The 12,804-nt window shown below is 69.5% G+C and carries 10 protein-coding genes; 6 read left to right on the top strand and 4 right to left on the bottom strand.

What is annotated here, in order from left to right; genetic code table 11:
• Positions 1–55 precede the first annotated feature (55 nt).
• From AC07PZ_RS09665 to AC07PZ_RS09675, 3 genes are read left to right on the top strand one after another with little or no spacing between them, the layout of a single operon-like run.
• Positions 56–1,543 (top strand): TolC family protein, encoded by a 1,488-nt coding sequence (locus AC07PZ_RS09665; protein ID WP_495294836.1) that lies wholly within the window; start codon positions 56–58, stop codon positions 1,541–1,543.
• A complete protein-coding gene (locus AC07PZ_RS09670; protein ID WP_495294837.1) occupies positions 1,543–2,949 on the top strand; it encodes a multicopper oxidase family protein in 1,407 nt (468 codons plus the stop codon). The genes AC07PZ_RS09665 and AC07PZ_RS09670 overlap by 1 nt, the downstream gene beginning before the upstream one ends.
• A gap of 36 nt (positions 2,950–2,985) precedes the next feature.
• Positions 2,986–3,282, top strand: a complete 297-nt coding sequence (locus tag AC07PZ_RS09675) for a copper-binding protein (protein WP_495294838.1) — start codon at positions 2,986–2,988, stop codon at positions 3,280–3,282.
• Between the two features lie 3 nt (positions 3,283–3,285).
• Here AC07PZ_RS09675 and AC07PZ_RS09680 read toward each other — a convergent pair whose 3' ends face one another.
• Positions 3,286–4,728 (bottom strand): NAD(P)/FAD-dependent oxidoreductase, encoded by a 1,443-nt coding sequence (locus AC07PZ_RS09680; RefSeq protein WP_495294839.1) that lies wholly within the window; start codon positions 4,726–4,728, stop codon positions 3,286–3,288.
• Between AC07PZ_RS09680 and AC07PZ_RS09685 the strand changes: the two genes are divergently transcribed.
• Entirely contained in the window at positions 4,649–5,701 is a 1,053-nt protein-coding gene (locus AC07PZ_RS09685; RefSeq protein ID WP_495294840.1) for a P1 family peptidase, read from the top strand. The genes AC07PZ_RS09680 and AC07PZ_RS09685 overlap by 80 nt on opposite strands.
• Positions 5,702–5,717: 16 nt before the next feature.
• Positions 5,718–7,094: a TAXI family TRAP transporter solute-binding subunit gene (locus AC07PZ_RS09690; protein WP_495294841.1), complete on the top strand. Its 1,377-nt coding sequence runs from the start codon at positions 5,718–5,720 to the stop codon at positions 7,092–7,094.
• A 7-nt stretch (positions 7,095–7,101) separates the two neighbouring features.
• Here the strand turns inward: AC07PZ_RS09690 and ettA are convergent, their stop codons facing one another.
• On the bottom strand, positions 7,102–8,763 hold the full coding sequence (gene ettA / locus AC07PZ_RS09695) for an energy-dependent translational throttle protein EttA (RefSeq protein WP_495294842.1): 1,662 nt from the start codon (positions 8,761–8,763) through the stop codon (positions 7,102–7,104).
• A 333-nt stretch (positions 8,764–9,096) separates the two neighbouring features.
• On the opposite strand from ettA, the gene AC07PZ_RS09700 reads away from it, so the two are divergent.
• The gene (locus AC07PZ_RS09700; protein ID WP_495294843.1) at positions 9,097–10,908 is read left to right on the top strand and encodes a DEAD/DEAH box helicase; all 1,812 of its coding nucleotides are present in this window, start codon (positions 9,097–9,099) and stop codon (positions 10,906–10,908) included.
• Between the two features lie 70 nt (positions 10,909–10,978).
• Here the strand turns inward: AC07PZ_RS09700 and AC07PZ_RS09705 are convergent, their stop codons facing one another.
• Together AC07PZ_RS09705 and AC07PZ_RS09710 are read right to left on the bottom strand one after the other, a co-directional pair.
• Entirely contained in the window at positions 10,979–11,353 is a 375-nt protein-coding gene (locus AC07PZ_RS09705) for a DUF2845 domain-containing protein (protein ID WP_495294844.1), read from the bottom strand.
• Positions 11,354–11,417: 64 nt separating this feature from the next.
• Complete coding sequence (locus tag AC07PZ_RS09710) at positions 11,418–12,797, bottom strand: L-serine ammonia-lyase (RefSeq protein ID WP_495295162.1); 1,380 nt, start codon at positions 12,795–12,797, stop codon at positions 11,418–11,420.
• Positions 12,798–12,804 lie beyond the last annotated feature (7 nt).

The following is a 12,804-nucleotide window of genomic DNA, read 5'->3' on the forward strand; positions in this document are numbered from 1 at the left end:
GCAGTGAGCCCGTCCCGGCTCGCGGCGTTCGTCGTATTGCTCATGGAGATCGAGCGTGAAACCTTTCGTTGGCCGGCCGTTGGCCGGCATGCCTCCGCCGTGCGCGCACAAGCACGGCCATTCATGGATCCCGTCGACCGTCGCCATCGCGGTCGCGCTGGCACTGGCGGGCTGTGCCAGCCTCTCGCCCGATGGCGGCAATGCGGACGTGCAGGCGCTGGTGTCCGGCAACCCGCTGGTGGCGGGTGCCGCGGCCGAACGCCGGCCCGATGCGGCCGCCCAAGGTCGCATCGACGCGCTGCTCGCCCAGCCGCTCGATGCCGAGGCCGCGGTGCGCATCGCGCTGATCAACAGTCCGCGCGTCCAGGAAGCCTTCGCCACGCTGCAGTTGAGCGATGCCGACCGCGTGCAGGCGGCATCGCTGCCCAACCCGCTGTTCGGCTTCAGTCGCCTGCGCGAAGGCCGCACGCTGGAGCTCGACCGCTCGCTGAGCTTCAACGTGCTGGGTCTGCTCACGCTGCCCTGGCAGGCGCGCTGGGCCGGCCAGCGGCATGAGGTCGCGAAGCTGCAGGCCGCGCAAAGCGTGCTGCAGCTCGCTGCCGACACGCGCCGTGCCTGGGTGCGCGCGGTGGCCGCGCAGCAGGCCGTGGTCTACCTGCGCGATGCGAACAGTGCCGCCGAAGCCGGCGCCGAGCTCGCGCAGCGCATGGCGAAGGCCGGCAACTGGAGCACGCTGCAGCGCAGCCGCGAAGAACTGCTGCTGGCCGACGCATCGACCGAACTCGCACGCGCCGAACAGGCTGCGCTGACAGGCCGCGAACAGCTCACGCGGCTGCTCGGGCTCACGGGCCCGCAGACCGGCTACCGGCTGCCCGACAGATTGCCCGCGCTGCCGGCGTCGTTGCCGACGCTGGCGGACGTGCAGGCCAGCGCCCTGCGCGACCGGCTCGACGTGCGCGCCGCCCAGGCACAGACCACAGCCACCGCCGACGGGCTCGGCCTGAGCCGCGCGACGCGTTTCGTCGATGCACTGGAGATCGGCGGCGTGCGCAACACGCGCTTCGACAACGACGCGGCAGGCGGCCGCAGCACGCAGCGCGGCGCCGAGCTGTCGTTGCCGATCCCGCTGTTCGACTGGGGCCAGGCACGCGACGCGCGCGCCGAGGCGCTGTACCTGCAGTCGGCCGCACGCGTGCGTGCCGCCGGCCTGCAGGCCGCGAGCGAAGCGCGCGAGGCCTATGGCGGCTGGCAGAGCACCTGGACCATCGCCCGTCGCCACCAGGCCGAATTGCTGCCGCTGCGGCGGCAGGTCAACGACGAAATGCTGCTGCGCTACAACGGCATGTTCGCCAGCGTCTGGGAACTGCTGTCCGAAACGCGCACCAGCATGCGCGCCGTCAACGCCGCCATGGACGCGCAACGCGATTTCTGGCTGGCCGATACCGACCTGCAGCTCGCGCTCACCGGCAGCTCGCCGGCCGGCGCGAGCGCCTTGCAGAACACGGGCGACCTGGTCGCCGCCACACCCGCAGGAGCCCACTGATGGACCGCCGCCACTTCTTCACCGGCGCGGCCACTGCCATTACCGCCGCTACCGCCGTCGGCGTGAACCGCATCGCGCTGGCCGCGCTGCCCGAAGCGCACACCCGCGATTCGACCGCCACCGCCGCGCCGCTGCTGCCGCCCGATGGCCGCCCCTACGACCCGGTCGTGACGCTGAACGGCTGGACGCTGCCCTGGCGCATGAACGCCGGCGTCAAGGAATTCCATCTGGTCGCCGAACCCGTGGTGCGCGAGATGGCGCCCGGCTTCAAGGTCAACATGTGGGGCTACAACGGCCAGTCGCCCGGCCCGACCATCGAGGTGGTCGAAGGCGACCGGGTCCGCATCTTCGTGACCAACCGGCTGCCCGAGCACACCACCGTGCACTGGCACGGGCAACGGCTGCCCAACGGCATGGACGGCGTCGGCGGCATCACGCAGCCGCAGATTCCGCCGGGCAAGACCTTCGTGTACGAGTTCACCGCACGCCGGCCCGGCACCTTCATGTACCACCCGCACGCCGACGAGATGGTGCAGATGGCGATGGGGATGATGGGCTTCTGGGTCACGCACCCGAAGGCGCGCCATCCGCTGATCGCGCCGGTGCAGCGCGACTTCTGCTTCCTGCTCGGCAGCTTCGACGTCGAGCCCGGCAGCGCCACACCCAAGGTCAACACCATGACCGACTTCAACACCTGGGCCTTCAACAGCCGCGTGTTCCCGGGCATCGACACGCTCAACGTGCGCCAGGGCGACCGGGTGCGCATCCGCGTCGGCAACCTCACGATGACGAACCATCCGATCCATCTGCACGGCCACGAGTTCGAGGTCACCGGCACCGACGGCGGCGCGGTGCCGCGCAGCGCGCGCTGGCCCGAGGTGACGACCGACGTCGCGGTCGGCCAGATGCGGCAGATCGAATTCGTCGCCGACGAGGAAGGCGACTGGGCGCTGCACTGCCACAAGAGCCACCACACCATGGGACCGATGGGACACGACGTGCCGACGATGATCGGCGTCGACCAGCGCGGCATCGCGGAAAAGATCCGCAAGCTCGTGCCCGACTACATGGTGATGGGCGACAAGGGCATGGCCGACATGGGCGCGATGGAGATGCCGCTGCCCGACAACACGCTCCCGATGATGGCCGGCAGCGGACCGTTCGGGCCGGCCGAGATGGGCGGCATGTTCACGTTGCTCAAGGTGCGGCGCGACCAGAAGCCCGGCGACTACACCGACCCCGGCTGGTTCCGCCACCCGGCCGGCAGCGTGGCACACGAGGTGCCTGGCGATGCCGCGCCACCCACGCAGCGCAGCACGCGACCAGACGGCGCGGCGACCGCGGCCGAAGGCCCTGCCGACGCCACCGTGCGCAAGCCCGCGGGCGGCGGCGCACACCACCACTGAACCTCCGATTCCTCATTCTTCCCAAGGACACGAACCATGAAAGCCTTCCGTCTTCTCGCCGCCTGCGCCGCCTTCGTTGCAGCGGCAGCCGCCCTTGCGCAATCCGCCCTGCCGACCATCGATGGCGAGGTGCGCAAGGTCGACGCCGCCGCCGGCAAGATCACGCTGCGCCACGGCGACATCACCAACCTCGACATGCCCGCGATGACCATGGTGTTCCGCGTCAAGGACCCGGCCCTGCTGGAGAAGGTCAAGCCCGGCGACAAGGTGCGCTTCACGGCGGACCAGCCGGGCGGCACGCTCACGGTGATGTCGCTGGAGCCCGCGAACTGAGCCTCAGCCGGCTGCGCGCCCGCGGCCGAAGCGCTGCGGATCGAAGGGCGCGAGCGACGTCTCCGGCGCCTGGCCGGCCAGCAGTTGCGCAACCAGCCGGCCGGTGCGGGCCGAACCACCGAGGCCGACATGGCCATGGCCGAAGGCCAGCACCACATCGGGCGTGGCACGCGCCGGCCCGATGCAGGGCAGACCGTCGGGCATGCTGGGCCTGTGGCCCAGCCAGTGGCGCACGCCAGCCGCATGCGGGTCGAGCGGCAAGGCGGGAAACATCGAACGCAGGTGCCGGTACAGGATGTCGGCGCGGCGCCAGTCGGGTGCGGCGTCGAGTCCGCCGATCTCGACCTGGCCCGCGGCGCGCAGGCCGCCGTCCATGCAATGCGCGATGAGCTTGCCGTCGGCCGCCATCATCGGCGTGCGCGGACCGACCTCGGGCGCGCCGACCACCACGTGGTAGCCGCGCTCCGATTCGAGCGGCACCGGCGAACCCGCCGCGCGCGCGAGCCCGGCGGAATGCGCGCCCGCGCAGATGGCCGCCGCGTCGCAGGCGATCTCTCCATGGCCGGTCAGCACGGCCCGCAGCCGTCCGTCTTCGATGCGGAAACCGGTCGCACGCGCCACCATGCGCTGCGCGCCCAGCCGTTCGGCATGGCGTGCGAGCGCCGCCACATAGGCACCCGGATCGCGGCAGTGACCGGCCTCCGCCACGAAGATGCCGAGCGTGTAGCGGCCGTCCAGGTCGGGCTCGTGCGCACGCAGTTGCTCGGCGTTCCAACGCTCCCAGCGCACACCGGCGCGCTGGCGCACGCGCCAGGCCAGCGCGTCGCCCATGAACTCGGCCTGCGAGCGATAGACGTGCAGCAGCCCGCGGCGTTCGATCAACCGCGGCACGCCGGCCTCGGTGGCCAGCTGGCGGTGCAATTGCGGCGCGTCGATCAGCAGCGTCCGCAGCGCATCGGCGGTGCGCTGCACGCGGGCCTCGGTCCAGCCCGAGAGCAGGTAGCGCAGCAACCACGGCATGGCGCGCGGCAGGTGGCGCCAGCGCACGGCCAGCGGGCCGAGCGGGTCGGCCAGCCAGCCGGGCACCTTGCGCCAGGCGCCGGGCAAGGCCGGCGGCACGACCGAATGGGACGACAGCCAGCCGGCATTCCCGTAGCTGGTGGCGTGCTCGCCGCCGGGCTCGCCGGGCTCGACCACGGTGACGCGCAATCCTGCGCGCAAGGCTTCGATGGCGGTTGCGCTGCCGATCGCGCCCGCGCCGATGACGACGACGTGGCGTGCCGCTTCGGCGGATCGAAGGCTCTCTGAATCTTCTCGTACCTTCATCCGTTCGATGGTACGTGGCGCAGTCCCATAATCGGCCGCCATGCCTGACGCGATACGCAATTTTTCCGCTTCCGATTCACCCGCCACCGACCCCGGCGCGATCACCCGCGTCGCCGGCATCGAGGTCGGCCACTTCAGCGACACGCGCCGCCCCACGGGCTGCACCGTGATCCTCGCCAAGGAGGGCGCGGTCGGCGGCGTCGATGTGCGCGGTGCCGCTCCCGGCACGCGCGAGACCGACCTGCTCGCGCCCGGCAATCTGGTCGAGCAGGTGCACGGCATCATGCTGGCCGGCGGCAGCGCCTGGGGCCTGGCCGCCACCGAGGGCGCGATGCGCTGGCTGGAAGAACGCCACATCGGCTTCGACGTGCGCTTCGGCACGCTGCCGATCGTGCCGTCCGCCGTGCTGTTCGACCTGCCGATGGGCGACGCGCGCTTTCGCCCCGACGCGGCCTCCGGCTATGCGGCCTGCGAAGCCGCGTCGAGCCAGCCACCGGCAGAGGGCAACGTCGGCGCCGGCAGCGGCGCGATGGTCGGCAAGCTGTTCGGCATCGATCGCGCGATGAAGGGCGGCATCGGCACGGCGTCGATCACCGTCGGCGGCGTCACGGTCGGCGCGCTGATCGCATGCAACGCGCTGGGCGACGTGATCGACCCGGACACCGCGCAGGTCGTCGCCGGCGCACGCACGGCCGACGGGCGCGCCCTGCTCGACACCCGCCGCGCGCTGATGCGCGGCGAGCTGCCGCAGCCGCTGCTGGCCGGCACCAACACCACGATCGGCGTGGTCGCGACCGACGCGGTGCTGACCAAGGTGCAGGCCAACCGGCTCGCGATGGTCGCGCACGACGGCCTGGCCCGCAGCATCAACCCCGTCCACACGATGAGCGACGGCGACACGCTGTTCGCGCTGGCCACCTGCCGCGTGCCGCTGACCAGCGGCCGGCCCGGCATGACGGTGCTGAGCGCCATGGCGGCCGAAGTCGTCGCCATCGCCACGCTGCGTGCGGTGCGCGCCGCACGCACGGTCACCGCCGGCGACCTGTACGTGCCGTGTGCGGCCGACCTGGCCGCGCAGCAGACCCCGACATAGCCACCGAGGTTTTCCGATGTCGATGCCCAAGACCCTGAAGCTGATCCTGCTGTCCATCCGCGACCTGATCGTCTCGCTCGGTCCGGTGGTGTTCCTGGTCGTGGGGCTGCTGGTCGCTGCCTACTGGTGGCTCGACCCGCAACCGCCGCGCCGCGTGACGCTCGCGACCGGCCCGGCCGGCAGCGCCTATGCGGAGTTCGGCAAGCGCTACGCGCAGGCGCTCGCGGCCAACGGCATCACGGTGGATCTCAAGCCGACCGACGGCTCGTCCGCCAACCTGCAGCTACTGCGCAGCGGCGGTGCCGATCTCGGCTTCGTGCGCGGCGGCAGCGCCGATGCGGTGGCCGACGAAGAGGCCGGCCTCACCTCGCTGGGCAGCCTGTTCTACGAGCCGCTGTGGGTGTTCTACCGCACCGACGCGGCACGCCAGGTCGATCGCAAGAGCGCCACGCTGACGTCGATCACGCAGCTCAAGGGCCTGCGCGTGAACGTCGACAAGCCCGGCAGCGGCGTGCCCGACATCGTCGACAAGCTGCTGCGCGCCAACCACATGAATGCGCTGTCGATGCATCTGTCGAACCTCGAGCCCGCACCCGCGACCGAGGCGCTGCGCGCGGGGCTGCTCGATGCCGTGATCCTCGCGTCGGCACCGCAGTCGCCGCTGGTGCAGCGGCTGTTGCGCAGCGACGGCATCCAGCTGATGGACTTCGGCCAGGGCGACGCCTATGCGCGCCGCTTCGCCTTCCTGTCCGCCGTGGCGCTGCCGCGTGGCGTGATCGATCTGGCGAAGGACCTGCCACCGCACGACGTGTCGATGCTCGCCGCCACGACCTCACTGCTGTCGCGCGACCAGACGCACCCGGCGCTGCGCCAGCTGTTCGCACAGAGCGCGCAGACCATCCACGGCGAGGCGGGCTGGTTCAACCGGGCGCGCGACTTTCCGAACACCCGTACCAGCGAACTGCCGGTGAGCCCCGAAGGCGACCGCGCCATCAACGGCACGCCGCCGTTCTGGCAGCGCTACCTGCCCTTCTGGGCCAGCAACCTGGTCGAGCGCATGTGGCTGGTGCTCGGCGGCCTGCTGGTGCTGATGCTGCCGCTCAGCCGTGTGGTGCCGCCGATCTACCAGTTCCGCGTGCGCAGCCGCGTGTTCCGCTGGTATGCACGGCTGCGCGAAGTCGAAGCCAAGGTCGACGCCGGCCAGGGCGAGCGCGATGCCTTGCTGAAGGAGCTCGACGACCTCGACCGCATGGTCAACAAGGTGGCCGTGCCGCTGTCGTACGCGGACGAGCTCTATGCGCTGCGCAACAACATCCATGCGGTGCGCAAGCGGATCCGCGCCACTGCCCCAGACGTAGAAAAACCGCCCGAAGGCGGTTTCAGCGAGGCATAGGCGGAGCTTATTTCAACGCCTTGTAGCGCATGCGCTGCGGCTTGGCGCCTTCTTCGCCCAGGCGCTTCTTCTTGTCGGCCTCGTACTCCTGGTAGTTGCCGTTGAAGAAGGTCCACTGGCTGTCGCCTTCGGCGGCCAGGATGTGCGTCGCGATGCGGTCGAGGAACCAGCGGTCATGGCTGATGACCATCACGGTGCCGGCGAATTCGAGCAGCGCATCTTCGAGTGCGCGCAGGGTTTCGACGTCCAGGTCGTTCGACGGTTCGTCCAGCATCAGCACGTTGCCGCCGGCGATCAGCGTCTTGGCCAGGTGGAGACGGCCACGTTCGCCGCCCGACAGCGTACCGACCTTCTTCTGCTGGTCGGCACCATTGAAGTTGAAGCGGCCCGCATAGGCACGGCTGGCCATCTGGAATTTGCCGACGTTGATGATGTCCAGGCCGTTCGAGATGTCTTCCCATACCGTCTTCTGATTCGCCAGCTCGTCGCGATGCTGGTCGACGAAGGCGGCACGGACGGTGGAGCCGATGACGACCTCGCCCGAATCCGGCTGCTCCCTGCCGGCGATCAGCTTGAACAGCGTCGACTTGCCGGCGCCGTTCGGGCCGATGATGCCGACGATCGCACCCGGTGGGATGGAGAAGCTCAGGTTGTCGATCAGCATCCGGTCGCCGAAGGACTTGCTGACGTTGTGGAACTCGAACACCTGCTGGCCCAGACGCTCCGCCACGGGAATGAAGATTTCCTGCGTTTCGTTGCGCTTCTGGTACTCCATGTCGCTCAGTTCTTCAAACCGCGCGAGACGCGATTTGCTCTTGGCCTGGCGCGCCTTGGGGTTCTGGCGCGACCATTCGAGTTCCTTCTTCAGTGCCTTGGCGTGCGCTTCTTCGCTCTTCTGCTCCTGTGCCAGGCGCTCGCCCTTCTGCTCCAGCCAGGTGCTGTAGTTGCCCTTCCATGGGATGCCGCGGCCGCGGTCCATTTCCAGAATCCATTCGGCCGCGTTGTCCAGGAAGTAGCGGTCATGGGTGATGGCGACCACGGTGCCCGTGAAGCGCTTGAGGAACACCTCCAGCCACTCGACGGATTCGGCGTCCAGGTGGTTGGTCGGTTCGTCGAGCAACAGCATGTCGGGCTTGCTCAGGAGCAGGCGGCACAGCGCCACGCGGCGCTTCTCGCCACCGGACAGCAGGCCGATCTTGGCGTCCCAGGGCGGCAGGCGCAGCGCGTCGGCCGCGATCTCGAGCTGGTGCTCGGAATCGGTGCCGGCGGTGGCGATGATGGCTTCGAGCTCGGCCTGCTCGGCGGCCAGCGCGTCGAAGTCGGCGTCTTCAGCGCCGTAGGCGACGTAGACCTCTTCGAGGCGGGCCTTGGCCGCAAACACGGCCCCCATGGATTCCTCGACCGACTCGCGGACCGTGTGATCGGGGTTGAGCTTGGGTTCCTGTTCGAGGTAGCCGATCGACAGGCCCGGCATGGGCAGCGCCTCGCCCTCGAATTCCTTGTCGACGCCGGCCATGATCTTGAGCAGCGTGGACTTGCCCGAGCCATTGAGGCCGAGCACGCCGATCTTGGCGCCAGGGAAAAACGAGAGCGAAATGTCCTTCAAGAGCTGCCGCTTGGGCGGCACGGTCTTGCTGACGCGGTTCATCGAATAGACGTATTGAGCCATCTGTGTGCGTATCGCTTTGCGTTGGGGTGGAGGTCTTGCGCGGACGACCCGGAACATTCCTGAGGGGTCGCGGCAAAACCCCGATTATCCGCCCAGTTCGATTTCTCGCCGATCGTGCGACAATGCAGCTTCGTTGTCGGGCTCAGTTACCCGCAGCATCGGCTCTTCTGCCGGGGACAAGAAGGCTTTCAGCATCCGCACTTCCACTGCGCCTGCACCGGGCTCTCGGCTCCCATCCTTGATTTCATCTGCCTTTACTGGCCTGGTCACCCCAGCAAACGGGTGCCACGGCGGGCCGATGCCAATGCGCCACGGAAGGCGCTTGATCCTCCAATGACCTTTGACGATTTGAAGTTGGCCCCGGCCATCCTGAAGGCTGTGCACGAGTACGGCTACGACACCCCGACGCCGATCCAGGCGCAGGCCATCCCCGTGGTGCTCGAGGGCCACGACCTGCTGGGCGGCGCACAGACCGGCACCGGCAAGACGGCCGCCTTCACGCTGCCGATGCTGCACAAGCTGAGCCAGAGCGGCGCAGCCACCAACAAGTTCGGCGGCACCGGCATCCGCGCCCTAGTGCTGACCCCCACGCGCGAACTCGCCGCGCAGGTCGAGGAATCGGTCCGCACCTACGGCAAGTACCTCGACCTCGAATCCACCGTGATCTTCGGCGGCGTCGGCATGAACCCGCAGATCAGCAAGCTCAAGAAGGGCGTCGACATCCTGGTGGCGACGCCGGGCCGCCTGCTCGACCTGCAGCAGCAAGGCATGCTGGACCTGTCGCAAGTGCAGATCCTGATCCTCGACGAAGCCGACCGCATGCTCGACATGGGCTTCATCCATGACGTGAAGAAGGTGCTGGCGCTGGTGCCGCGCGACAAGCAGAGCCTGCTGTTCTCGGCCACCTTCAGCGACGAGATCCGCGACCTGGCCGCCACGCTGCTCAAGAACCCGCAGAGCATCCAGGTGACGCCGCGCAACACCACCGTGCAGCGCATCACCCAGGTGATCCACCCGGTCGGCCGCGGCAAGAAGAAGGCGATCCTGGCGCACATCATCAACGAGCACAACTGGAGCCAGGTGCTGGTGTTCACGCGCACGAAGTTCGGTGCCAACAACGTCGCCGAATTCCTGACGAAGAACGGCATCGAGGCGATGGCGCTGCACGGCAACAAGAGCCAGAGCGCCCGCACGCAGGCACTGGCGGGCTTCAAGAGCGGCACGATCCGCGCCCTGGTCGCCACCGACATCGCCGCCCGCGGCATCGACATCGACGAGCTGCCGCACGTCGTGAACTACGAAATCCCGAACGTCAGCGAAGACTACGTCCACCGCATCGGCCGCACCGGCCGCGCTGGCAACAGCGGCGAGGCCGTGAGCCTGGTCTGCCTGGACGAAGAAGGCTTCATGCAGGAGATCGAGCGCTTCACCAAGCAGCAGATCCCGGTGAAGATCATCGACGGCTTCGGCCCTGAAGAAGGCGAACGCGCCGAGCCGATCGCGATGGGTCGCCAGACCATCTGGGGCGGCGCCGGACGTCCGCCGAGCCGCGAAGTGATGCAGGCAGCCGCCAAGGCCGCCCGCAGCGAAATGATGCAGCGCATCCGCGACAACAAGGCCGGCCAAGGCGAGCCACGTGCCGGTGGCAATGGCGGTGGCGGTGGTGGCGGACAAGGTCCGCGCCGTGGCCCGGGCGGCGCGCCGCAAGGCGCCCGCAACGGCGGCGGACAAGGTCAAGGCCAGGGTCCGCGCGGCCAGGGCGGCGGCCGTGGCCCGCAAGGTCCGGCACGCGCACCGCAAGGGCAAGGCCCGCGTCCGCAGCACCATGCACAGGGCGGCCTGCCGCATGAAGAGCGCCAACCGCGCCATCACGGCAACACCCACAGCCCGACGCAGGCGAACCAGGTCGCGCACCTGCGCGCCGAAGCGGTCGCCGGCGGTGACGGTCAACCCGATCCGCTGCGCACCAGCGTCGACGCGACCTTCGGCGCCGGCCGCGGTCGCCGTGGCGGCGGCGGTGGTGGTGGCGGCTACGGCGGCAACCGCTCGGGCGGCGGTGGCCGTTCGGGTGGCGGCGGCGGTTACGGCGGTGGTGGCGGTGGCGGCAATCGCTCGGGCGGCGGTGGCCGTTCGTTCGGCCGCTGAGTCGCTACCCGCTTCTCTCGCACGAAGGGCGCCCACGGGCGCCCTTTTTCATTTCCGAAGCCCTGAAAAGCTATCGCATCCTTTCCCCGTCGCGCACCGATTCGACCGCGCCGTTGTACAGCCGCACGATGCCCAGGAAGCTGCCCGGACCACGGTAGTAGGTCCAGTCTTCCATCGGCACGCATTGCGGCGTCAGGATGGCGGTCGGTCCGCCCCCACGGTTCGGCGACACGATCCAGCCCGGCTGCAGCCGCTGGACGCAGACCAACTCGCGGTCCAGCGGTTCGCCGCACTTCTGCAGCACCGACACCCGCGAATCGCCGATGCCGACGAGATAGCCGTTGCAGCCGAGCGACTGCGCAGCCGCCTGCCCGGCGGGCGCCATCAGCAGTGCCAAGGTCGCCGTGCAGGCGAGCACCCAGGATGTCGAAACGATGGAAAACATGCGCGGCATTCTGCTTCAGGCGGCATCGGCACCGGCCTGAGAAAGGGCTCTCGCCTGCGCGCCGTCAGCACTCCACCACGTTGACCGCGAGCCCGCCGAGCGAGGTCTCCTTGTACGTCGACTTCATGTCCGCGCCGGTCTGCTTCATCGTGCGGATCACGGCGTCGAGCGACACGTAATGGCTGCCGTCGCCACGCAGCGCCATGCGCGCCGCGTTGATGGCCTTCACCGCGCCCATCGCGTTGCGCTCCACGCACGGGATCTGCACCATGCCACCGACCGGGTCGCAGGTCAGGCCGAGGTTGTGCTCCATGCCGATCTCGGCCGCGTTCTCGACCTGTGCCGGCGTGGCGCCCAGCACGGCGGCCAGCGCACCGGCCGCCATCGAGCAGGCCACGCCGACCTCGCCCTGGCAACCGACCTCGGCACCGGAGATCGAGGCGTTGGCCTTGTAGAGCATGCCGATGGCGGCGGCGGTCAGCAGGAAGTCGACCACGCCGGCATCGTTCGCGCCCGGCACGAAGCGCGCGTAGTAATGCATCACCGCCGGCACCACGCCGGCCGCCCCATTGGTCGGTGCGGTGACGACGCGGCCGCCGGCGGCGTTCTCTTCATTGACCGCCATCGCGAATGCATTGACCCAGTCCATCGCCGCAAGCGGATCGGCTGCGCCGGCCTGGGCCGACAGCTCCCGCTGGAGTTCGGGCGCGCGCCGGCGCATGCGCAGCAGCCCCGGCAACGCCTGCGCGGCGAGCGGGTTGTCCACGCCGAAGCCGCGCTGCACGCACTGCTGCATGACGCCCCAGATGCGCAACAGGCCGGCACGCACCTCGGCCTCCGGGCGCCATGCGCATTCGTTGCGAAGCACGAGGCCTGCGACAGACAGGCCGGTGCTGCGGCACTGCGCCATCAGCTCGTCACCGGTCGTGAACGGATACGGCACCGGCGCCACCGCAGCCACGGCTTCGGCCGCGTTGCCACCTTCGACGACGAAGCCGCCGCCGATGGAAAAGTAGTTGGCCTGTGCCAGCAGGGCCCCACCCGCGTCGCGGGCGCTGAAGCGCATGGCGTTGGGATGCTCGGGCAGCGATTCCTCGCCAAGGAAGGCGATGTCGCGCACACGGTCGAAGTCGACGCCATGACGCCCCAGCAGCATCAGCCGGCCGCTGCGGCGCAGGTCATCGAGCCGGGGCTGGACGGCTTCCGGCAGCACGGTGTCGGGCGCGTCGCCGAGCAGTCCGAGGATCACGCCCTGGTCGCTCGCATGGCCGCGGCCGGTCGCGCCCAGCGAGCCATACAGGTCGACCTGCAGCCGCGCCACCGCGTCCAGCAGGCCGCGGGCATCGAGCGAGGCCGCGAACGCCAGCGCCGCGCGCATCGGCCCGACGGTGTGCGAGCTCGACGGCCCGATGCCGATCTTGAAGATGTCGAAGGCCGACAGCATCGCCTGC

This window comes from Variovorax sp. GW821-FHT10B04 (assembly GCF_059415645.1).

What these genes read in the sequence shown, in the direction of transcription:
- AC07PZ_RS09690 (WP_495294841.1), top strand. Translation starts at nt 5,718, where the DNA reads ATGTCGATGCCCAAGACCCTGAAGCTGATCCTGCTGTCCATCCGCGAC.
- AC07PZ_RS09705 (WP_495294844.1), bottom strand. Translation starts at nt 11,353, where the DNA reads ATGTTTTCCATCGTTTCGACATCCTGGGTGCTCGCCTGCACGGCGACC.
- AC07PZ_RS09680 (WP_495294839.1), bottom strand. Translation starts at nt 4,728, where the DNA reads ATGCCGGCGACGCGGGTGATCGCGCCGGGGTCGGTGGCGGGTGAATCG.
- AC07PZ_RS09700 (WP_495294843.1), top strand. Translation starts at nt 9,097, where the DNA reads ATGACCTTTGACGATTTGAAGTTGGCCCCGGCCATCCTGAAGGCTGTG.
- ettA (WP_495294842.1), bottom strand. Translation starts at nt 8,763, where the DNA reads ATGGCTCAATACGTCTATTCGATGAACCGCGTCAGCAAGACCGTGCCG.
- AC07PZ_RS09710 (WP_495295162.1), bottom strand. Translation starts at nt 12,797, where the DNA reads ATGCTGTCGGCCTTCGACATCTTCAAGATCGGCATCGGGCCGTCGAGC.
- AC07PZ_RS09670 (WP_495294837.1), top strand. Translation starts at nt 1,543, where the DNA reads ATGGACCGCCGCCACTTCTTCACCGGCGCGGCCACTGCCATTACCGCC.
- AC07PZ_RS09685 (WP_495294840.1), top strand. Translation starts at nt 4,649, where the DNA reads ATGCCTGACGCGATACGCAATTTTTCCGCTTCCGATTCACCCGCCACC.
- AC07PZ_RS09675 (WP_495294838.1), top strand. Translation starts at nt 2,986, where the DNA reads ATGAAAGCCTTCCGTCTTCTCGCCGCCTGCGCCGCCTTCGTTGCAGCG.